At 63.8% G+C, this 21615-nt stretch carries 22 protein-coding genes; 19 read left to right on the top strand and 3 right to left on the bottom strand.

The genetic code is table 11. The features are described 5' to 3' along the window. Nucleotides 1–3: 3 nt before the first annotated feature. The 16 genes from PQU89_RS14395 (at nt 4) to PQU89_RS14320 (ending at nt 16256) form a co-directional block, all read left to right on the top strand. On the top strand, nt 4–717 hold the full coding sequence (locus tag PQU89_RS14395; protein WP_272766420.1) for an energy transducer TonB: 714 nt from the start codon (nt 4–6) through the stop codon (nt 715–717). Between the two features lie 203 nt (nt 718–920). Continuing rightward, on the top strand, nt 921–2063 hold the full coding sequence (locus tag PQU89_RS14390) for a cell division protein ZipA C-terminal FtsZ-binding domain-containing protein (protein WP_272766419.1): 1143 nt from the start codon (nt 921–923) through the stop codon (nt 2061–2063). A 66-nt stretch (nt 2064–2129) separates the two neighbouring features. Beyond that, nucleotides 2130–4559 carry an NAD-dependent DNA ligase LigA gene (ligA, locus tag PQU89_RS14385; RefSeq protein WP_272766418.1) on the top strand — a complete coding sequence of 810 codons (2430 nt, stop codon included), beginning with the start codon at nt 2130–2132 and terminating at the stop codon, nt 4557–4559. A gap of 83 nt (nt 4560–4642) precedes the next feature. Next, nucleotides 4643–5515, top strand: coding sequence for a UTP--glucose-1-phosphate uridylyltransferase GalU (gene galU, locus PQU89_RS14380; protein ID WP_272766417.1), 873 nt, complete (start codon nt 4643–4645; stop codon nt 5513–5515). A gap of 72 nt (nt 5516–5587) precedes the next feature. Continuing rightward, a complete protein-coding gene (locus PQU89_RS14375) occupies nt 5588–6130 on the top strand; it encodes a hypoxanthine-guanine phosphoribosyltransferase (RefSeq protein WP_272766416.1) in 543 nt (180 codons plus the stop codon). A 105-nt stretch (nt 6131–6235) separates the two neighbouring features. Continuing rightward, nucleotides 6236–6964 (top strand): S-methyl-5'-thioinosine phosphorylase, encoded by a 729-nt coding sequence (locus PQU89_RS14370; RefSeq protein WP_272766415.1) that lies wholly within the window; start codon nt 6236–6238, stop codon nt 6962–6964. A 28-nt stretch (nt 6965–6992) separates the two neighbouring features. Next, on the top strand, nt 6993–8228 hold the full coding sequence (gene fliB / locus PQU89_RS14365) for a flagellin lysine-N-methylase (protein WP_272766414.1): 1236 nt from the start codon (nt 6993–6995) through the stop codon (nt 8226–8228). A gap of 119 nt (nt 8229–8347) precedes the next feature. Then, nucleotides 8348–9799, top strand: coding sequence for a flagellin N-terminal helical domain-containing protein (locus PQU89_RS14360; RefSeq protein ID WP_272766413.1), 1452 nt, complete (start codon nt 8348–8350; stop codon nt 9797–9799). A 161-nt stretch (nt 9800–9960) separates the two neighbouring features. After that, nucleotides 9961–10293: a flagellar protein FlaG gene (locus tag PQU89_RS14355; protein WP_272766412.1), complete on the top strand. Its 333-nt coding sequence runs from the start codon at nt 9961–9963 to the stop codon at nt 10291–10293. 63 nt (nt 10294–10356) lie between these two features. After that, on the top strand, nt 10357–12336 hold the full coding sequence (fliD, locus tag PQU89_RS14350) for a flagellar filament capping protein FliD (protein ID WP_272766411.1): 1980 nt from the start codon (nt 10357–10359) through the stop codon (nt 12334–12336). A gap of 28 nt (nt 12337–12364) precedes the next feature. Next, nucleotides 12365–12808 (top strand): flagellar export chaperone FliS, encoded by a 444-nt coding sequence (gene fliS / locus PQU89_RS14345; RefSeq protein ID WP_047968302.1) that lies wholly within the window; start codon nt 12365–12367, stop codon nt 12806–12808. Continuing rightward, the gene (locus PQU89_RS14340) at nt 12795–13115 is read left to right on the top strand and encodes a hypothetical protein (RefSeq protein WP_272766410.1); all 321 of its coding nucleotides are present in this window, start codon (nt 12795–12797) and stop codon (nt 13113–13115) included. The genes fliS and PQU89_RS14340 overlap by 14 nt, the downstream gene beginning before the upstream one ends. A gap of 243 nt (nt 13116–13358) precedes the next feature. After that, nucleotides 13359–13736 carry a DUF2802 domain-containing protein gene (locus PQU89_RS14335; RefSeq protein ID WP_272766409.1) on the top strand — a complete coding sequence of 126 codons (378 nt, stop codon included), beginning with the start codon at nt 13359–13361 and terminating at the stop codon, nt 13734–13736. Continuing rightward, nucleotides 13733–15034, top strand: a complete 1302-nt coding sequence (gene fliK / locus PQU89_RS14330) for a flagellar hook-length control protein FliK (protein ID WP_272766408.1) — start codon at nt 13733–13735, stop codon at nt 15032–15034. Before PQU89_RS14335 ends, fliK begins: the two co-directional genes overlap by 4 nt. Further along, complete coding sequence (locus PQU89_RS14325) at nt 15024–15344, top strand: EscU/YscU/HrcU family type III secretion system export apparatus switch protein (RefSeq protein WP_272756652.1); 321 nt, start codon at nt 15024–15026, stop codon at nt 15342–15344. Before fliK ends, PQU89_RS14325 begins: the two co-directional genes overlap by 11 nt. Nucleotides 15345–15383: 39 nt before the next feature. Then, nucleotides 15384–16256, top strand: a complete 873-nt coding sequence (locus PQU89_RS14320) for an NAD(P)-dependent oxidoreductase (RefSeq protein ID WP_272766407.1) — start codon at nt 15384–15386, stop codon at nt 16254–16256. Nucleotides 16257–16331: 75 nt separating this feature from the next. Here PQU89_RS14320 and PQU89_RS14315 read toward each other — a convergent pair whose 3' ends face one another. Further along, on the bottom strand, nt 16332–17198 hold the full coding sequence (locus PQU89_RS14315; RefSeq protein WP_272766406.1) for a YicC/YloC family endoribonuclease: 867 nt from the start codon (nt 17196–17198) through the stop codon (nt 16332–16334). An 88-nt stretch (nt 17199–17286) separates the two neighbouring features. Between PQU89_RS14315 and PQU89_RS14310 the strand changes: the two genes are divergently transcribed. The 3 genes from PQU89_RS14310 (at nt 17287) to rph (ending at nt 19882) form a co-directional block, all read left to right on the top strand. Continuing rightward, the gene (locus PQU89_RS14310) at nt 17287–18225 is read left to right on the top strand and encodes a serine/threonine-protein kinase (protein WP_272766405.1); all 939 of its coding nucleotides are present in this window, start codon (nt 17287–17289) and stop codon (nt 18223–18225) included. Further along, complete coding sequence (locus PQU89_RS14305) at nt 18222–19094, top strand: PP2C family protein-serine/threonine phosphatase (protein WP_272766404.1); 873 nt, start codon at nt 18222–18224, stop codon at nt 19092–19094. The genes PQU89_RS14310 and PQU89_RS14305 overlap by 4 nt, the downstream gene beginning before the upstream one ends. A gap of 71 nt (nt 19095–19165) precedes the next feature. Then, nucleotides 19166–19882 (top strand): ribonuclease PH, encoded by a 717-nt coding sequence (gene rph / locus PQU89_RS14300; RefSeq protein ID WP_272766403.1) that lies wholly within the window; start codon nt 19166–19168, stop codon nt 19880–19882. Nucleotides 19883–19994: 112 nt separating this feature from the next. Here the strand turns inward: rph and PQU89_RS14295 are convergent, their stop codons facing one another. Together PQU89_RS14295 and rstB are read right to left on the bottom strand one after the other, a co-directional pair. Beyond that, nucleotides 19995–20219, bottom strand: coding sequence for a hypothetical protein (locus PQU89_RS14295; protein ID WP_272766402.1), 225 nt, complete (start codon nt 20217–20219; stop codon nt 19995–19997). Between the two features lie 65 nt (nt 20220–20284). After that, nucleotides 20285–21610, bottom strand: a complete 1326-nt coding sequence (gene rstB / locus PQU89_RS14290) for a two-component system sensor histidine kinase RstB (protein WP_272766401.1) — start codon at nt 21608–21610, stop codon at nt 20285–20287. Nucleotides 21611–21615: the final 5 nt, after the last annotated feature.

The following is a 21615-nucleotide window of genomic DNA, read 5'->3' as shown; positions in this document are numbered from 1 at the left end:
GCGATGCGCGCGGCGCTGCTGCTGTCGCTGGCCCTGCACGCGCTGCTGCTGGCTGCGTTTGCCTGGCAGTTCCGCCCGCTGCCGGCGCTGACGCCACCGTTGCAGGTGCTGTTGCTGTCCGCGCCCGTTCCTGCGCCGTCCGCGTCGGCACCGCGCGGCGACCACCGCGCTGTGGCGCCGGCCGCAGCGCGGCCGCCGGCAGTGACAGCAGAGTCGACACCGATACCGGTCGCGCGTCGCGCCACGCCTGCCGCAGCCGCGCCACCCGCGACGGCACTGGCGGCCGGCAAGGCCGCACCTGCTAGCGGGAGCGCGCCGGCCAGTGCCAGTAGCAGCACGGGTAGCAACGCTGCGGCCAACCTTGCCCCGGCTGTCGCCGGTGCGGCCTCACCGCCAGCCGGTGATGGCAACACTGCCGCCGGTGTGGAAAAGACAGGCGAAAGCCGCGCGGTGCGGGTACGCTTTGCGCCGAAGCCTGCCTATCCGGCGCTGTCGCGCGAGCTGGGCGAGGAAGGTGTGGTGTTGCTGCGCATCTCGGTCAGTGCCGGCGGGCAGTTCGAGCAGGTGCAGCTGTTGCGCTCCAGCGGTTTTATCCGCCTCGATCGTGCCGCACGCGACGGCGTGCGCAGCTGGCGCTTCGACGCCGCGTGGCAGGGCGGGCAGCCGGTGGCGGACAGTATCGATATCCCGGTACGCTTCCGCCTCGACGAGTTGTAGCCGGTCGCACTGCCCGCAGGTGGCGATGTCGCGCTGCCGCTGGCGGTTTTTTCGTGAAAATTACGCTTTTGGCCGGCAAAACCGAAAAATCGAGCGCGTTTTCGATAGAGAATGGCCAATGACGCGAGGGTGGTCACCGTTTGCGTTGCGACGTTTGTTATAATACTGTCCTGAATAATGGCCACAGCAGTGGATAAGGCTCGATGAGCGACATACAAATAGGCTTGCTGATGCTGGGGGGGATCGTCATCGCCCTGGTGTTCGCCTTCAATACATACCAGGAATGGCGCTTTCGCAAGCGGACCCGCCAGGCCTTTTCACGTCATCACGCCGATGTGCTGCTGGACGTGCCCAAGAATCATGTCCGCGACGGCAAGCAGGAACGGCTGGAGCCGGTGCTGCTGCAGGACGAGGACGATACCCCTGCCTACCTGAACGACACCCCGCCGCTGCACGCCTTTACGCCGCCGCCCGCCGTCAGCGAGCCGCAGCCGGAAGAGGACGACGAGGTGGTGGCAATGGATGCCGCCGATCACCAGGCGCTGGTGGTGGCGCTGCTGGATCCGTCGCTGGATTTCATCGCCGAGGTGGTGTTTAGCCGGCCGCTGACGCTGTCGTCGCTGCCGCGCTTCAATGTCGCCAAGCGGGTACAGGCCATCCTGCGCAGCGAGCGCGGGCTGTGGACGCCGGCCGAGCTGCTGCCGGGCACCCGTTACAAGCAGGTCAACTTTGGCCTGCAGCTGGTTGACCGCAGTGGCGCAGTCACCGAGCAGGAGCTGGCCAGCTTCTGCCAGCAGATCAACCATTACGCCGAGCAGTTCGATGCCCAGGTCAGCTTCCCGCAACGGCAGCAGAAACTGGTGGCCGCACGCGAGCTGGACCGCTTCTGTGCCGACGTCGACGTGCTGATAGGCATCAATATCGTGCCGGTGGCGCCGATCTCCGGCGCGCGCCTGCGCAGCGTGGCCGAAGCCGCCGGCCTGCAGCTGGAGCCGGACGGCCAGTTCCACTACCTGGCCGACTCCGGCAACTCGCTGTACTCGCTGGCCTCGGCCGACCAGACGCCGTTCACGCTGCACAACCTGCTCGACAAGTCGTTCCCGGCGCTGACGCTGCTGTTTGACGTGCCGCGCGTGGCCGGCGGTGCCGCGGTGTTCGACCGCGCCATTGCCTTCGCGCTGCAGCTGACGCAGGAATTCGATGCGCGGCTGGTCGACGACAACCGTCGCGAACTGAGCGAAGCCGGACTGCTGAAGATCCGCGAGCAGCTGGTACGCATCTACGGCAATATGGACGACCGCGGCATCGCGCCAGGCAGTGTCGCCGCCTTGCGCCTGTTTGCCTGATTCCTGCCGTTTCATTGTTTCCGCACGCCGGCCCTTGCCGGCGTGCTGCATTTCCGGGGCCGCAACATGACCGAAGCCACTTCCGAACAGCGCCAGCGCGCGCAAGCCTTGGCCGCGCTGCTGGAGCGCTACAACCACGAGTACTACGTGCTGGACGCGCCGACGGTGCCGGATGCCGAGTACGACCGCCTGTTCCGCGAGCTGCAGCAGCTGGAGGCCGACTGCCCGGCGCTGTCCGGCGACAGCTCGCCGACGCGCCGCGTGGGCGGTGCGCCGTTGCCTGCGTTTGACAGCGTTATCCACACGGTGCCGATGCTGTCGCTGTCCAACGCCTTTTCCGACCTGCAGCAGGACGACTTTGGCCTTCGTCATGCCGAGCTGATCGCCTTCGACGAACGGGTCAGCAAGGACCTCGCCGCAGCCAAGGTCGAGTACGCCACCGAACCCAAGTTCGACGGCCTCGCCGTGAGCCTGCTGTATCGCGACGGCGTGCTGGTGCAGGCCGCCACCCGCGGCGACGGCAGCAGCGGCGAGAACGTCACCGCCAATATCCGCACCGTGCGTTCGGTGCCGCTGAAGCTGCATGCGGCCAACGTGCCGGCGCTGCTGGAAGTGCGCGGCGAGGTGCTGATGCTGAAGCGCGACTTCGAGCGCCTGAACGACGCGCAGCGCGAGCGTGGCGACAAGACCTTTGCCAACCCGCGCAATGCCGCCGCCGGCAGCCTGCGGCAGCTGGATTCGCGCATCACCGCGCAGCGGCGCTTGTCGTTCTTTGCCTATGCCATCGCCCAGGTGGAGGGCGCCGACTGGCCGGCCAGCCACGCCGGCGAGATGGACTGGCTGGCAGAACTGGGCTTCCCGGTGGTCGCGGCCGAGCTGCGCCCGGTGGTGCAGGGCGCCGCCGGGCTGGCCGGCTACTACGAAGGCGTGCTGGCGCAGCGCGCCAGCCTGCCGTTCGAGATCGACGGCGTGGTGTACAAGGTGAACAGCCGCGTACTGCAGCAGCGGCTGGGCTTCGTGTCGCGCGCGCCGCGCTGGGCGATTGCCCACAAGTTTCCGGCCGAGGAGGCGCTGACCCGGGTGGAGGCCATCGAGGAACAGGTTGGCCGCACCGGCGCCATCACCCCGGTGGCGCGGCTGAAGCCGGTGTTCGTCGGCGGCGTCACGGTGACCAACGCCACGCTGCACAACGAGGACGAAGTGCGGCGCAAGGATGTGCGTGTCGGCGACACGGTGATCGTGCGTCGCGCCGGCGACGTGATTCCGGAAGTGGTGTCGGTGGTGCTGGACCAGCGCCCGATGCGGCCAACGTCCGGCGGCGACCTGTTCAGCAGTAGCGAGGAGCCGCAATACCCGGCCTACCGCCTGCCAAGCGCCTGCCCTGTGTGCGGCAGCCACGTGGTGCGCGAGGAGGGCGAGGCCATCGCGCGCTGCTCCGGCGGGCTGGTGTGCAAGGCGCAGCGCACACAGGCGATCCAGCACTTTGCCGGCCGCCGCATGATGGACATCGACGGCCTCGGCGAGCGCTACATCGACAAACTGGTGGAGTTCGACTACGTGCATAGCGTGGTCGACCTGTACCGGCTGACGCTGGATGACCTGCTGCAGATGAAGCGCCGTGCCGACGAGCAGGAGGGCATCACGCCGGAAACCGTCAAGGCCGGCAAGGTGGCCACCAAGTGGGCCGACAACCTGATCGAGGCCATTGCTGCCAGCAAGACCCCGCCACTGGCGCGCTTGCTGTTCGCGCTGGGCATCCGCCACGTCGGCGAATCCACTGCCAAGACCCTGGCCGACTGGCTGGGTACGCTGGATAACGTGCGCCGCGCGCCGCGTGCGGTGCTGGCGGCGCTGCCGGACATTGGCGGCGTGGTGGCCGATGCCATCGCCGAATTCTTTGCCGAGGCGCAGAACGAACAGGTGATCGATGCGCTGCTGGCCGCCGGCGTGGCACCGGCCGACGAGCACGCGCCCAAGGCGCAGTTGCGCGACAAGCTGGCTGCGGCCAACCTTTACGCGCGGCTGAACGTGCCGCGGCTGACCGAGGTGCGCGCGCAGCAGCTGGCGGCGCAGCAGGGCGAGCTGGCCACGTTGGCCGCGCTGCCGCGCGTGGCGGTGATCCAGCTTGAGCTGCCGGCCGAGGTGGTCAACGCGCTGGCCGACTGGCTGGGTGAGCCTGACCACCGTGCCCAGCTGCAAGCCATCGCCGCTTACTGTGAGGGCATCCTAGCGGCAGCGCCGCAGGTGGAAGCCGGCGCCGACAACGCCACCGTGGCCGGCAAGACCTTCGTGCTCACCGGCACGCTGCCCACCATGGGTCGCGACCAGGCCCGGGCGCTGATCGAGGCGGCTGGCGGCAAGGTGTCCGGTAGCGTATCGAAGAAGACCCACTACGTGGTGGCCGGCGCCGAGGCGGGCAGCAAGCTGGACAAGGCTGTGGAGCTGGGGGTGGCGGTGCTGGACGAAGCCGGCCTACTGGCCTTGCTGGCGTCGTGACGGCAGGCAAAACTAGAGCGGTGGCGATAAAACGCCTACAATTGCCCGCTACTTAACATGTTGTCCGGATAAAAAGACTCATCATGCAAAAAGTTACCAAAGCGGTATTTCCGGTGGCCGGCATGGGCACCCGCTTCCTGCCCGCCACCAAGGCCAGTCCGAAAGAGATGCTGCCCATCGTCGACAAGCCGCTGATCCAGTACGCGGTGGAAGAGGCGGTGGCCGCCGGCATCACCGAGCTGATCTTCATCACCGGTCGCAACAAGCGCAGCATTGAGGACCACTTCGACAAGGCCTACGAACTGGAAACCGAGCTGGAAAACCGCAACAAGAAAAAACTGCTGGAAACGGTGCAGGAGATTCTGCCGGCCAACGTTAGCTGCATCTACATCCGTCAGGCGGAGGCGCTGGGACTGGGGCACGCGGTGCTGTGCGCCAAGCCGGTGGTCGGCAACGAGCCGTTCGCGGTGATCCTGGCCGACGACCTGATCGACGGTGAGCCGGGGGCGATGGAGCAGATGGTGCGCGTGTTCAACGAGACCCACAGCTCGGTGCTGGGCGTGGAAACGGTGGCGCGCGAGGAAACCGGTTCCTATGGCATCGTCGAGGTGGCCGCCGATGGCAATGGCCGACAGCAGGTATCCAGCATCGTGGAGAAACCGCATCCCGACGTGGCGCCGTCCAACCTGGCGGTGGTCGGTCGCTACATTCTGACGCCGCGCATCTTCGACAAGCTGCTCAATACCGTGCCGGGCGCCGGCGGCGAAATCCAGCTCACCGACGGCATCGCCGCGTTGCTCAAGGACGAACCGGTACTGGCCTATCCGTTTACCGGCAAGCGCTACGATTGCGGCTCGAAACTGGGCTATCTTAAAGCCACGGTAGAGTACGGCCTCAAGCATCACGAGGTCGGCAGCGATTTTGCCGACTTCCTGTCCCGCCTGCCACGCGACTGAGCGCAAACCCATCCATCACGCCGCCTGCCGTGTCAGGCGGCGTGCCGTTTTCTTGAATAAGGACTCATCATCATGGCTAATGTTGCCGAAGCCCGTGGCATTCTGAATAGCTCGGACATCCTGTTTTCCGCCGAAGAGGTCAATGCCGCGGTCGACCGCATGGCCGCCGACATCACCTCCGAGCTGGGAGAAAGCTATCCGCTGGTGTTGTCGGTGATGGGCGGGGCGGTGGTGTTCACCGGCCAGCTGCTGCCGCGCCTGATCTTCCCGCTCGATTTCGACTACGTGCACGTGTCCCGCTACGGCGACAAGACCCAGGGTGGCGAGCTGGTGTGGAAGACCGCGCCGAAGGAAGACGTGCGCGACCGCGTGGTGCTGGTGCTGGACGACATCCTGGACGAAGGTCACACCATGGCTGCGATCCGCGACAAGGTGCTGGCCATGGGTGCCAAGGCCTTCTACAGCGGCGTGTTCGCCAACAAGCTGATCAGCAAGGATAAGCCGATCAAGGCCGATTTCGTCGGCATCGACGTGCCGGACCGCTACGTGTTCGGCTACGGCATGGACGTGCGCGGCGCCTGGCGCAACCTGCCGGCCATCCATGCGCTGAAGTAAGCCTGGCGATATATCCCGGCCAGCCCGCAACCGTAAATGTTGCGGGCTTTTTTCATGCCTGCGGATTAGAATTCGGCACAGAGCAGCCATAACAAGGAGAACGTCATGCTCGCCATCATCGGAGGCAGTAGCCTCGCCAAATTGCCCATTCTCGAAGTGAACCATCGCCAGGTTGTGCGTACCCCGTACGGCGATCCGTCCTGCGCGCTGACCTTCGGCCGCATCGGCATGCAGAACGTGGTGTTCATTGCCCGCCACGGCTATGGCAACTCCATCGCCCCGCACGAGATCAATTACCGCGCCAATATCTGGGCCTTGCACAGTGTCGGCGTCAAGGGGGTGATTGCCATCGGTACCGTCGGCGGCATCCGCCCGGACATGGTGCCGGGCAGCCTGGTGATCCCCGACAATATTGTCGACTACAGCTGGGGTCGCAAGCACACCTTCTTCGAGGGACCGGAAAAGCCGGTGGTGCACGTCGACTTCACTTGGCCGTTTGACCGCGAGCTGCGCGCCCGCCTGGTACAGACCAGTCGCGAGGCCGGCTTGAGCGTGATCGACGGCGCGGTCTATGCCTGTACCCAAGGACCGAGGCTGGAGAGTGTGGCGGAAATCCGCCGTATCGAGCGGGACGGCGCCGACATGGTCGGCATGACCGGCATGCCGGAGGCGGCACTGGCGCGTGAGTTGGCGCTGCCATATGCCAATCTCAGCCTGGTGGTGAACTGGGCGGCCGGCAAGGGCAATAGCAGCGATACGGTTGCCCTGCCGGAGACGGTGTTCGAGCAGGGGGTCAGCAAGATCTTGGCCGTGCTGACGCAGCTGGCAAAATGAGCAACTACTGGCATTCAGGGAAGAGACGATGGCAGAAACCCAATTGAAAAGCATGATCGCCCCCGCGTATCTGGCGCAGTTTTCCTGTCTTGGGCCGGCGTGCCCCGACACCTGCTGCTATGGCTGGCGAGTACCTGTCGAGCACGAGGCTTACCTTCGGCTGAAGAACCTTCCCGATAAAGAGCTGAAACCGCTGCTCAAGAAAGCGTTGCACCGCGGTTCAGGTAGGAGCGGTAGCAGGGATTTCGGTTTTCTGTCGATTAGTCACGCGGAGCACGCGCGTTGTGAGTTGTTGGGAGACGATGGTCTGTGTCAGCTTCACAAAAAGTGTGGCGAACAGATATTGCCCGATGTCTGTGCCACCTATCCCCGTGCCACCAAGTCGGTGGCCGGCGTGCTGGAGCAGTTTGCCTCGCCATCCTGCCCGGAAATCGCACGCCTGATCATCGAAAACGAGCGCGCCTTGCAGCTGCAGCAGCTGCAACTGCCTGCCCGTGCCAGTACGATTGCCAGTATCCCAGAGGCGATTGCCAGTCCGGAAATGGAGCAGGTACGCGCGTTTTTCCTGGCTATTCTGGGGGCAGCGGAAGTGCAGTTATGGCAAAGGCTGGCCTTGCAACTGCTGATCGCGGAATCATTGCAGCAGACGGTGGATCAGTTCGATGCGACCTCTGGTGCGGTATTGCTGGACGACATCGCGGCCCTGTTGCTCGACTGGCAGCAACAGCTGCAGAACGGGCAGGCGCTTGCCGCGCTGCAAGGCTGGCAGCGCCACGAGCAGTTGCACATCAAAACGTTGGCCGCTGCCAGCCGGGTGCGGGCCGATCTGCACTTCAATCGCCCGCGTTACCTGGAGCTGATTACCGAGGCATTGCAAGCGCTTGGGGCGGGCCAGCTGGAGGCGGAGGTGGATGAGGCGGTGCTGTGCCGGACTTTCGCCGCAACGGCGTTGTCCGCCGAGGTCGAACAATGGCTGGGCCGCATCCTGCTCAATCACGCCTATACCGGTTACTTCCCACTGCAAGGACAGGTCGTGCAGGATGTGCAGCAGCTGTGCATGGAGTACCTGCTATTGCGTTTCTGGCTGGTGGGCCTGACCGCAGCAAGGCAGCGGCAGCTTGAGGCCAAGGAAGTCATTGAGCTGGTGTACCTGTTTTATAGAACCAGCATTCATCAGGAAAACTATTTGCCTTCCTGCATGGCCGGCTTCGAACAGGCGGGTATGGTGAAGCCGGAGCACTGGCTGTTGTTGCTGCCTGATTAAAAATTTTCACCGGATTGCTAAAGCTTTCTTTCGACGGTCCGATAAAGCTTGGGAAGGCGGTAGCAGCGGCACGGGGCCGGCTGGTACAACGCCCAGATTGATGATTCCAAGGAGCAACCATGCTGACCATCAACACTAACGTGGCTTCGCTGAACTCGCAGCGTAATATGTCCGGTTCCCAAAGCGCCTTGTCCACCTCGCTGCAGCGCCTGTCGTCCGGCCTGCGCATCAACAGCGCCAAAGACGATGCCGCCGGTCTGGCCATCTCCGAGCGCATGGGCGGTCAGGTTCGCGGTATGGATCAGGCTCGTCGCAACGCCAATGATGGCGTGTCGATGGCGCAGACTGCTGAAGGCGCACTGTCTTCCGCTGGTAACATCCTGCAGCGTGTCCGTGAGCTGGCGGTACAGTCGTCCAACTCCAGCAACTCGGCTTCCGACCGTCAGGCTTTGCAGTCCGAAGTGACGCAGCTGACCTCCGAACTGGACCGTATTTCCCAGACTACCGAATTCAACGGCCAGAAGCTGCTGGATGGCTCGTCCGGCACCCTGACCTTCCAGGTCGGCGCCAACGCCAACCAGACCATCCAGGCTACCGGTTCCAACTTCCGCACCAGCAACTACGGCAACAACAACGTCACAGTAGCAGGTACTGCTAGTAAAACGGCAACCAACGTGGTTGCGGCTAAAGACATTACCGTTGCCGGTTCGCTGGGTTCGGCCAAGTACACAACTGTGGCAACCGACAGCGCCAAGACCATTGCGGCCAACGTCAACAAGCTGACCTCGCAGACCGGTGTCACCGCTTCCGCCAAAACCGAGTCCAACTTGACCCTGGCCGCCAGCGGTACATTCGCGGTGAACATCACTTCCGACAACGCTACCGCGGTGACCGTATCGTTCCGTACTGGTGCATCGGTGAGCAGCGCCGATGACTACTCCGAAGCGATCAATGCCATTAACGCCGCCAGCGGCAAAACTGGTGTGACCGCAGAGTTTGATTCGTCGCTGGGCGGCATCAAGCTGACCAACGCTACCGGATCGGATATCCAGCTTGCCAACCAGGCAGGTTCTGGCAACATTACAATGGCGACCTACAACAATACCGGCACCACGCCGGCGCTGGTTGCCGCTCCAGGTGCCACTGCTGCTGGCGCCACCACCATCGCAAACGGTACCGTGGTGTTTGACTCCGACAAGAGTTTCTCGGTGACCGACGCTGGTTCCGGCTTGGTACTGGGTGGTTCGTCGACCCTCAAAACCGTGGCTTCGTTGGACGTGACTTCGTTCGCCAACTCGCAGAATGCGATCAAGATCGTTGACTCCGCACTGCAGGCGATCAACGGCCAGCGTGCCCAGTTCGGTGCCCTGCAGTCCCGCTTTGAGAACACCATCTCCAACCTGCAGTCTTCGTCGGAGAACCTGAGTGCCTCGCGTAGCCGTATTCAGGATACCGACTTTGCCGCAGAAACAGCTAAACTGAGCCGTAACCAGGTGTTGCAACAGGCTGGTACCGCCATGCTGGCGCAGGCCAACCAGCTGCCACAGCAAGTACTGTCGCTGCTGCGTTAATCTAGGTGGGTGAGGGCGTGGCCCTCCTGTAACCCAGCGTGCCTGGCGTGGCCTCCACGCCAGGCTTTTCGTCTTGGAGGTGTACTATGTCGTCATTATCACCACTGTTGCCTGTTGCCACACCTGTTACCACCGCCTTGTCTGACAGTGCCGGTCGCTCTGTGCCGTTGCCGGCCCAGCAAGCCAGCGCCCCGACGGTGCCGGTTTCTGCCGGTGCGGTGCAAGCGCTGTCCAGTGCTGCTGCCGGTGGTCAGGGCAAGAACGTGCTGGACAAGGAAGAGCTGGCGCAAGCTACGGAAAAGATCAGCAAGCTGGTCGCCACCTTTGCCAGCGAACTGAACTTCTCCATCGATGAAGATCTGGGCGTGCCGATTGTGAAGGTGATCGACAAGCACACCGACAAGGTGATCCGCCAGATTCCGACCGAAGAAGTACTGGAACTGTCCAAGAACCTGGACAAGCTGGTCGGTGTTTTGTATCAGAGCAAGGCGTAATTTTGGTTGCAGCAAGCGTAGTGCCGGCTGGCCCTACGACTGAATAATGGCGGGAGAAATATCATGGCATTGAGTTCGAGTGGTCTTGGTTCCGGGATGGATATTGACAGCCTGGTTTCCAAGCTGATGAATATTGAAACCCGTCCGTTATTGAAGCTGCAGCAGAAGCAACAGGTTTTCGAAAGCAAGATCTCGGCGGTCGGTCAGGTTAAGAGTGGCCTGGCGTCATTCCAGGCCGCGCTGAAGGCACTGCAGGATCCGGCCAAATACCAGACATTGTCGTCGACCACCTCCGACAAGGACGTGGCAGAGATCAGCGCCGGAGCCAAGGCGCCGGTGGGCGGCTTCAGCCTGAAGGTGGAAACGCTGGCCGCAGCGCAGAAGCTGTCGTCGAGTATTTTCACCAGCAGCAAGACCGCCATCAATGGCGCGACCGAGGAGACACTCAGTTTTTCCTTTGGTACCACCTCCGGTGCCACCTTCACTCCGCTCTCCGGCTCGACCCAGAAGGATGTCAAGATCCCGGCCAATGCCACGCTTGAGCAGGTGCGCGATGCGGTCAACAAGGCCAATATCGGTGTCAGCGCCAGTATCGTCAATGACGGCAGCGGTTATCGGCTGATCTACTCCTCTGGCAAGACCGGGACCGAGAGTACGCTGAAGGTCACGGCTGCCGGCGGCGCCACTTCGTCTCTGGCGAACCTGACCCATGATCCGGCGGGCACGACAATGACGGTGTTGCAGCCGGCCAAGGATTCCGTGTTTTACGTCGATGGTCTGAAAATCACCAAGCAGTCCAACACCGTCAGCGACGCTATCGATGGCGTGACGCTGACGCTGAAGAAAGAGCAGGAAGCAGGCGATGCGGCGCTGAAGATGAGTGTCAGCCGCGACACTGCCGGCATCAAGAAAACACTGGAAGACTTTGTGAAGTCGTACAACGACTTCACAAAGGTGTTGAAGGAGACCACGGCGGCGACGCCCGGTAACGCACCCGGCGAGGCCGGCTCATCGTCACCGTTGAGTGGTGTGACGGCGATTCGTGGTATCGAAACGCAATTGCGTGCCGCTTTTGGCGCCGCCACCAAGAATAGCGGCAGCTACCAGGTTGCCAGCCAGCTGGGACTGGCCTTTGCCAAGGATGGCAGTCTGAGCCTGGACTCGAGCAAGCTGAGCAAGGCGATCGAAGCCTCGCCCGATGATGTGGCCAAGTTTTTTGCCACCGGTGCCCAGATCGATGGCAAGGGCATGTCCTATGTGTCGAGTACTGCCAAGACCGTGGCGGGCAGCTACGAAGTCTCCGTCAGCGCCCTGACCAACGGTTACAATCAGGCTGGCAACGTGCCGACGCTGCCGGTATCCGGCACCAACGCGTTTTCGGTCATGGTCGACAACACTACCGTCAACGCTCAGGTTACCGGTACCTATAATAGTGCCACCGAATTGGCCAAAGCGCTGGAAACTGCCATCAATGGTGATGCCGGCCTGACTGCAGCCAAAGGAAAGGTTTCAGTCAGCGTCGATGAGGATAGCGGCAAATTGCTGATTTCTTCGGTCAAGACCGGCATCGATTCCAAGGTCAACGTGCTGAGTGGGCTGGATTTTGCAGGCTTTGCCGCCGCTAGCGGTGTCGCCGGCTCGGCGAGTGTGGCCGGTACCATCGGCGGTTACGCGGCACGTGGTGACGGTAGCAAGCTGATCGGGGCGATCGGCACCCCGGTGGAAGGCCTGACCATCGACCTCAGCGGTGGTACCATCGGTGACCGTGGCTCGCTGACCTACACGCAGGGCTTCTCCTTCAATCTGGACAAGAAGCTGGAGGGGATGCTCAGCACCAATGGCACACTGGACTCGTTTAACAAGGGCCTGAACGCGTCGCTGAAAGACTTGCAGAAACAGCAGGACACCATGGCCAAGCGCCTGGAGACAACCGAGGCCCGCTACAAGGCCCAGTTCAATGCGATGGACCGCCTGCTGGCGCAACTGAACGCCAGCAGCTCGTTCCTGACCCAGCAAATCAGCAGCATGCAAAAGAGTTCCTGAACTGGATAACATCGATTAAGGCTTCATCATGGCACTTTCTAGGCATATGCAGGCCGCTTACGGTCGCTCCGCACTTGAGACCGAGGTATTGGTAGCGACCCCTCATAAACTGGTGCTCATGTTGCTGGATGGTGCGCTGCAGGCGATCCGGCGCGCAAAGATCGCGATGGAAGCCGGGCAAGTTGCTGACAAAGGCATGCTGATCGGCAAGGCGATCTCGATCGTGGACGAAGGACTGCGCCTGGCGCTCGATCACGAAAAAGGCGGCGACATTGCCAGCAACCTTGACCAGCTTTACGAATACTGCACCCGCCAGTTGTTCCAGGCCAACATCAATAACGACCCCGCGTTGCTAGACCAGGTGTGTGCACTGTTGAATGAAATCCGCGATGCTTGGGTACAGATCGGGGTGCCGGCCAACGCGCAGGGCAGTGCGCCGGGTGACGCAGGAAAAGTGTATGGCGCAGCCTGAGCTGGCGGAAGACTGGCGCGCCTGGCTGTCGCTGGCGCAAGTGCTGTCAGCCGCGGTCGAGTCCCAGGACTGGGAGCGGGCGGTAATGCTCGCGGAGCAACTGGTGGCGGCACAGGCAACACTGTCGCCATTGTCGGCGCTACCTGCCGCAGCGCATGACGGGGTGTTGGCCGAACTGCTCAGCGCGCAGCGTTTGCTGCAAGCCCTGACCCAGCAGGTCACCGCCAGCAAAGGCCAGTTGCAACCGGAACTGGCGCTGCTGAAAACGCGGCAAAACCTGCTTTCTACCTATAAAGACAGCCTCTAGCCGGCACCGTTTTACGGTGTGGAGCGGGGCTTTTGCCGTTGCGGCCAAGCTGCAAACGACGCTGTTATCCTGCCGATTGCGTGCCATAGTAAAAGCAGTGTTGCCGTGCCGCACCGTGTTCCTGGATGACTGAGGGCAGGCCGGCATCGCTTGTGATCGTTACCCTGCCAGCATCAACAAGCTTGAGGACATTCGCTCTTTACCTGAGCCAGAGGGAGTGTCCGTGTTACCGGAGTCGTGATCATGACCATTTATCTGGTGTTGCTGATTGGCCTGATGATCGCGCAGGCCGTTGCAATCTTCTATCTGTGGCAACGGCTGTTGCGCATCGAATCCGAGCGCGCGGTCGAGGCGGTCAGCCATGAGCAGCTGCAGAAGCAGTTGGCGGCCGCACAGCGCAATATCCAGGACATTGCGCTGATGGCACAACAGAAAGTGCTCGAACACGAGCCGCGCCAGCAGTTGCCGGCCGCCAGCAGCGAGGGCATCAGCCCCTACAATCAGGCGGTAGAAATGTTCAAGCGTGGCCTGGGCAGCGCCGATGTTGCCGAGCGCTGCGGCATTTCCCGCAGCGAGGCCGAGCTGATTCTGTCGCTGTACCGCAATAGCCCCACTTCATGATTTCCCTGCCCCCGATTCTGGCACCGGGCAAACAGTCGACCGGTGCGGCCGAAGCGTCGACGATTGTTGCCAATCGCCCCGGCCGCGAGACGACGCGCAGCCCGGTCGAGGTTGCCTCCTCGCCCGCACGCTTGCCGGCATTGCAGTCCGGCGAGACCGTCACCGCCCACATCACCGAACGCCTGCCGGATGGCAAGTTGGCCGCCACCATCAAGGGTGAGGCCTTCGTGCTAAGTCTGCCCAAGGGCATGACCGCCGATGGCAATGCGCTGTCGCTGCGCGTGACCACCGGGCCGCCGCTGTCGTTCAATCTGCTGGACGTGCTGCAGGACCCGGCGACGGCGCTGCGCAGCAGCGAGCTGGCGCGGGCGGTGTCGGCTGCACTGCAGGACGACAACAGTACCGCGCTGCAAACCCTGTCGCAGCCGGGGCGGCTGCCCGATCTCGCCCGTGGCGAGGTGGTCACCGGCCGGCTGGCGGAGCGTTTGGCGGACGGCAGCGCGATGGTGCTGATCAAGAATGCGGTGTTTAACCTGAAGGCACCGGCGGACGGTCTGCTGACCAGGGAGCCGATGCTGTTGCGGGTAGGCGCGACCATGCCGCTGCTGCAGTTCGACCTGTTACGCCTCAATGCACTGCCGGACGAAAAGTCGGTACCGGTCGCCTTTACCTCGGCCGGCCGCTATCTGAACGGTTTGCTGGATGCGGCCTCAACACAGTCGGCGGCACGTGGCAGCCTGACCCTGCTGACCGACCCGGCGGCGCCGGGTGCTGGCGAGCAGCTACGGCAGTCGGTGGAAAAAAGCGGCGTCTTCTACGAGTCGCACCAGCGGGCATGGGTCGATGGCCGCCTGTCGCTGGAAGAGCTGAAGCTGGAGCCGCAAGCCAAGCTGCTGCACGAGGGCCGGGCCGGGCTGTCGCCGGAACTGGGGCAGCTGGTGCAGAAGCAGCTGGAAGTGCACGAGCAGAAAGTGCTGGTGTTCCAGGGGCAGGCGTGGCCGGGACAGGCGGTGGACTGGGAAATCCAGCGCGAGGAAGTCGCCGAGCGCGAAGCGGATGGCGAGCTGGAACTGCCGGTGTGGCAAACGCGACTGAATCTGGAACTGCCGGCACTGGGTGGCGTCGGGGCACGGCTGCGCATGGTGGGCAAGCAGGTGCAGGTGGTGTTCGATGCCGATGATGGGCAGACCGCACTGCTGATCGAACAGTATCGCAGCCGGCTGGGCTCGGCGCTGGAGGGGGCCGGTCTGGCACTGGCCAGCCTGCTGGTCAAGCACGAGGCCGACGATGAAGCCTGAGCATCGCCGTTCTGCGGTCGCGCTGCGCTACAGCGAGGACAGCGCGGCGCCAAAAGTGGTGGCCAAGGGCTATGGCCGCATGGCCGAGCGTATCATCGAGCAGGCGAAGGAAGCCGGTGTTTTCGTGCACGACTCGCCGGAGCTGGTCAACCTGCTGATGCAGGTAGACATGGACAGCCACATCCCGCCGGAGCTGTATCGCGCGGTGGCCGAAATCCTCGCCTTCCTGTATTTCCTCGAACACCAGGCCACCGGCAAGGACATGAATTTCGAACAGTGGCTGGCACAGCGCCAGCCGCCTCCATCCTGAGCCGGCGAGTGGCCGGCTTGGATTTCTCTGCTTAGGAACATGATGAAAGTTGCGTATATCGGTCTGGGGATCATGGGGCGCCCGTGTGTGGAAAACCTGCTCAAGGCCGGACATGAAGTCTGGGTCTGGGCACGGCGGCGCGAAAGCGCCGAGCCGCTGCTGGCGCAGGGCGCGCACTGGGCGGACAGCCCGCAGGCACTGGCGGCCAACGTCGAGGTGCTGGTGACCAATGTTTCCGATACCGCCGACGTCGAGGCGGTGCTATTGGGCGAGCACGGCGTGGTGCACGGTGCGCGGCCGGGGCTGGTGTGCGTCGACATGAGCACCATTTCGCCGATCGGCGCCCGCGAGATCGCCGCCAAGCTGGCCGCCAGCGGCATCGACTTCCTCGATTGCCCGGTGTCCGGCGGTGAAGTCGGCGCCATCAACGGCACGCTGACAATCATGGTCGGCGGCAAGGCGGCGGCGCTGGCCACCGCGCGGCCGGTGCTGCAGGCGATGGGCAAGACCATTACCCATATCGGCGACAGCGGGGCAGGCCAGGTGGCCAAGGCCTGCAACCAGATCGCGGTCGGCGTCGGCGTGGCGGCGGTGGCGGAAGTGATGAAGCTGGCCAAGGCTTGCGGCGTGGACCCGGCGCCGGTGCGCGAGGCGCTGCTGGGCGGCTTTGCCAGCAGCCGGGTGCTGGATGTGCACGGCCAGCGCATGATCGACGACAACTACGCGCCGGGTTTCAAGGCCAAGCTGCACCAGAAGGACATGGGCATCGTGCTGGACACCGCGGCGTCGCTGGGCATCAAGCTGCCGGAGGCCGCGCGTGTCGCTGGCCTGATCGACCAGCTGGTGGCCAATGGCGAGGGCGAGCTGGACTCTTCCGCCATCGCGCGCCTGATCTGGCAGGACAATGACTGAGCCGTGCTGAAAAAAATGCGGCCAACCTTGTTGCAAGGTTGGCCGCAATGGCGTCTGCGTCTCGGTGACTAATGCTTACTCGACGTTCTGAATCTGCTCGCGCATCTGCTCGATCAGCACCTTCAGCTCCACCGAGGCCTGCGTGGTTTCGGTGGCGACCGACTTGGAGCCGAGGGTGTTGGCTTCGCGGTTGAGTTCCTGCATCAGGAAGTCCAGCCGCTTGCCGACCTGGCCGCCGGTTTTCAGGATGCGACGGATTTCGGAGAGGTGCGTGCTCAGGCGCTCCAGCTCCTCGTCAACGTCGATCTTCTGCGCGAACAGGGCGAACTCCTGCTTGATGCGGTCGTCGTCGACATTGCCCAGCGCCTCCTGTAGCCGTGCCGACAGCTTGGCACGATAGGCATCCAGGATCAGCGGCAGGCGTGGCTTGATGTCGCTGATGATCTGCGCCATCGATTCCAGCCGGTCGCGCAGCACCTGCGCCAGTTTTTCGCCTTCGCGACCGCGGGTGGCGCGGAAGTCTTCCAGCACCACCTTCAGGCCGTCGAGGCACAGCTGTTGCAGCACTTCCGGCGGCAGCGAATTGGATTTCAGCACCCCCGGCCAGCGCAGCAGCTCGCCCATGCCCAGCTCGCGCATTTGCGGCGCGATGGTCTTGACCTGGTTGCTGATCGCCAGCAGGCGCTGCACCATGTCCGGGTTCAGTTCCAGCTGCTGGTTGTCGTTGTCGTTCTGGCTGATGCCGACGCGGCATTCCACCTTGCCGCGGGTGACGCGGCCGGCGATCAGCTCGCGCAGTTGCGCCTCGATCACGCGCAGCTCTTCCGGTAGCCGCATCTGCACGTCGAGGTAACGGTGGTTCACCGCGCGTAGTTCAATGGATAATAGGCCGCCCGGGAAGTCACGGGTGGCGGAGGCAAAGCCTGTCATACTCAGGATCATGGGAGCTCCGGCTGTCATGGTTTTCAGGAAGACATGCCCCGAATAGCTAGGGTTCCGATTCAGGGGCCGCTACACTATAACAATGCACATGACGCAATCCAAGCAAAGCGCACTGCCCGCCGGCTTCCGGCTGGATGACTACACCATCGTCCGCGAGCTCAGCTCCGGCGGTTTCAGTCAGGTCTACCTGGCGCTGGATCACTACGACCGCAAGTTTGCGATCAAGGAATACCTGCCGCTGGACATGACCAGCCGCCAGCCTGGCGGTGAGGTCACCATCATCGACGAGCTGGACCGCGAGGCGTTCCGTGTCGGCCTGAAGTGCTTCTTCGAAGAGGCGCGGGTGCTGGCCGGCATCCAGCATCCCAATATCGTGCGGGTGGTGAACTTCTTCCGGGCCAATAACACGGTATACATGGTGATGGAGTACACCGAGGGCCGGCCGCTGAGCAAGGAACTGACGCTGGCTGCCGGCAGCCTGCCGGAGGCGCGGCTGCGCAAGTTGTTTGCCGAGCTGATCGGCGGCCTGCGCGAGGTGCACCAGCAGCAGCTGCTGCACCTCGACATCAAGCCGGCCAACATCTACCTGCGCCGCAACGGCTCGCCGGTGCTGCTTGATTTCGGTGCCGCGCGCCAGGCGCTGCGGCGACCGGGGCAGGCGCTGACCGCGATGTTCACACCGGGCTATGCCGCACCGGAACAGTACGACGCCAAGGCCAAGCTCGGGCCGTGGACCGATATCTACGGTCTCGGCGCCAGCCTGTACGCGATGCTGGGCGGTGGCCGCCTGCCGTCGGCGGACGAGCGGCAGCAGGCCGATACGCTGCAACCGGCCAGCCAGCGCTTTGCCCGCCACTATTCGCCGCAATTGCTGGCGCTGGTCGATGCCTGTCTGCAGCTGGAGCCACAGCGGCGGCCGGACAGTCTGGAGCAGATGCAGCAGCGCCTGCTGGCCACTGACTATGTCACGCCGCTGCCCTCGCTATGGCAGAAGGCCGGCGCCTGGCTGACGGGGAAAAAGCGATGAAGTTTGCGCTGGCAGTCGATTCCCGCATCGGCGGACGCGGCAATAACGAAGACCGCCTGGCGGTGACCTGCTCCAGCGAGTGCGTGCTGCTGGTGGTGGCCGACGGCATGGGCGGCCATATCGACGGCGAAGTGGCGGCGCGGATCGCCACCGAGGTGCTGGTGCAGCAGTTCCGCTGCCAGGCCACCCCGCGGCTGCTGCAGCCGGGCGACTTCCTGCGCTGGGCGCTGGGCGAGGCGCACCAGGCCATCATCGACCACGCGATCGCCCACCACCTGCGCGAGATCCCCAGCACCACGGTGGTGGTGGCCATCGTGCAGGACGATACCGTGTACTGCGCCTACGTCGGCGATTCGCGGCTGTATCTGCTGGAGCAGGGCGCGGTGCGTTTCCGCAGCCGCGACCATTCCCACGTACAGCGCCTGATCGACAGCGGCCAGCTGAGCGAGGCCGAGGCCGCGGTGCACCCGGCGCGCAACCGCATCTACAACTGCCTGGGTGCGATGGGCGAGCCGGAAGTCAGCGTTCTCCATCCGCTGCCGCTGCAGGCCGGCTGCAGCGTGCTGCTGTGCAGCGACGGGCTGTGGAGCGTGGTGCCTGACCCGGAGTTGGCGCGCGTGTTCAACGGGCGGGTGGCGCCGGCGGTGCTGCCGGCGCTGATGGCGGTGGCGGAAAAACGCGGCGGCGAGCGCGGTGACAACCTGTCGGCGGTGGCCTTCACCCTGCTGCCGGCGGATGCGGTGCTGGACGGTCGCAGCGGCTTCATCGACAGCCACACGCTGGCCGGTTTCCTGCCCGATGACGCCATCCCCGGTCTGCTGATGGAGCATGAGCTGGCCGCCGAACTGTTGCCCCGGCAGCCGCACTGAGCGGCAAGCCGCCGCGCATGGCAGGGCGATCGGGTAGAATCCCGCATTATCCCTGACAAGAGCCTCGCGCCATGCGTTCATCCCAACGACTTGCCGACGCGCTGCGCAGCGTCCGCATTACCCGCAACTACACCCGCCACGCCGAAGGATCGGTGCTGATCGAGTTCGGCGACACCAAGGTGATCTGCACCGCCAGCATTGACGAAACGGTGCCCGGCTTCCTGAAGGGCAAGGGCCAGGGCTGGGTCACCGCCGAATACGGCATGCTGCCGCGCTCGACCCACAGCCGCATGCGCCGCGAAGCGGCCAGCGGCAAGCAATCCGGTCGCACCCAGGAAATCCAGCGCCTGATCGGGCGCAGCCTGCGCGCGGTGGTGGACCTGACCAAGCTTGGCGAGCGCCAGATCCAGATCGACTGCGACGTGATCCAGGCTGACGGCGGCACCCGCACCGCCAGCATCACCGGTGCCTACATCGCGCTGGCCGATGCCATCAACGGCCTGCTGGCCGCCGGCAAGCTCAGCGAAAACCCGCTGCGCCAGCACGTGGCGGCGATTTCGGTCGGTATCGTCGACGGCGTGCCGCTGCTGGATCTCGACTACGAGGAAGACTCCGGCTGCGAAACCGACATGAACGTGGTGATGACCGGTGACGGCCACTTTGTCGAGGTGCAGGGCACCGCGGAAGGCGTACCGTTCAGCCGCGAAGAAATGAACGCCTTGCTGCAACTGGCGGAGAAGGGTATCGCCGAACTGGTGTTACTGCAGCGCGAGGCGCTGGCGGAGTAACGGACGATAAAACAATGGCGCCATGAACAAACAGGGTTGGCCGCATGCGGCCAACCCTGTTTTGCTTGATGCCGTCGCCCGCGCTGACGCGGGGCGGTATCGCGCTGACAGCTTACTGAGCTGGTTTGGTTTCAGCTGGCTTAACCACTTTTTTAGCAGCGGTCTTTTTGGCTTTAACGATCTTGTGCTCAACTTTTGCCGGTGCTTTTTTCGCAGCTGGTGCAACGGCGGCAGGCGCGGAAGCGGCAATAACCGGCTTTTTGGCATCGGCGGCAAAGCCTGCGGAAGCTGCAACGGCGAATGCCAGGCCACTTACTACCAGAGTCAGTTTTTTCATGATCAATCCTTTGAACGTTATCGAGGCTTCAGGAGTTGCCGCCAACGCGACGGCATGGACACATGCTACGACCCGGGACTGACTGGCGTCTGTTGGCAATTGTTGTCATGTGTAACGCTTTGTAACGGCCAGCACAGACTCACTTGCGCCCCCTGCCACGGGCTGTCCTCGATGCTGACGCGACCGCCATGCGCCTGCATGATCTGGCTGACGATGGCCAGCCCGAGGCCGAGCTGACCCTTGCTGCGTGCCGCGCCGCCCTCCAGCTGCACGAAGGGCTCCAGCACCCGTACCCGCTGTTCCGGCGGGATGCCGGGGCCATCATCGGCCACGCGCAGATACTGCCAGCCATCCGCTACGGCAAAGCTCAGTCGGATGTGCTGTCGTGCGTAGCGAGCGGCGTTGTTCAGCAGATTGTCCAGCGCCCGCCCCAGCAAGGCCGGGTCCGCGCTCAGCTGTGGGGCGCCGACCTCCAGCTCGCCCCACGAGGCGTGCTGCTGCAGCGCCGGGGCCTCGTGCAGATGGGCCGCCAGCCAGGGCTGCGCGGCAAAGGTCTGCTGCTGCAGCGCGAGGTCGGGGCGCGCCAGTTGCGCGTGCAGCAGCAACTCGTCGATCAGTGCGCCGATGTCGCCCAGGTCGCGCTCGACGCCGGCATCGGTGGCGGCGGCATTGCTGCCGTCGCGCAGCACCAGTCGGTAGCGCAGCCGCGCCAGCGGGGTGCGCAACTCGTGGGCTACGGCATTGAGCAGGGTCTGCTTGCTGTCCAGCAGCAGTTGCACGCTGTCCGCCATGTGATTGAAGCCCTGCGCCAGCGGTTGCAGGCCGGATTGCGGTGGCAGCGCGACACGGACATCGAATTGGCCGTCGGCCAGTGCGCGCGCGCTGCGCTCCAGTTGTTGCAGCTCACGCCAGTGCGGCCGCATCCACAGGAACACCGGCAGCGCCAGCAGCACGCCGATCAGGCCGAGCAGGGCAATGTCGACCCAGCGCAGTTGCTGTAGGAACACCAGATACGGCATCGGTCCGGCAATCAGCACATAGGGGGTGCGATCCAGACGCTGCAGGTAGGTGGTCTCGTCTTCCTGCATGATGATCTCGCCGCTGCGCAGCGCGTGCATCGCCTCGGCGTCAATCTGCAGCGTCTCCAGCCGGGTCAGCCGCAGCTGGAAACCGAGATCATGATCCAGCGCCGCCAGTGCCTGTGGCCACTGCGGCTGCGGTACGGTGCGCAGCTCGGACTCGATCAGCGCCAGCGTGGTGCGCAGCAGGTCGGTCAGCAGGCGGGTGCCGGTGGTGTCGGCGACTTCTCGGTACACCAGGCCGACCAGCAAGGCGCCAACGCTGAAACAGATAATCAGCAACAGGTAAAACTGGATGAACAGGCGGCGCATGACGA

The sequence above is a fragment of the Vogesella indigofera genome, from assembly GCF_028548395.1.
In the GTDB taxonomy this organism is placed as follows: domain Bacteria; phylum Pseudomonadota; class Gammaproteobacteria; order Burkholderiales; family Chromobacteriaceae; genus Vogesella; species Vogesella indigofera_A.
Note: the sequence above shows the minus strand (reverse complement) of the source record. Positions and strands in the feature narration are given on the sequence as shown.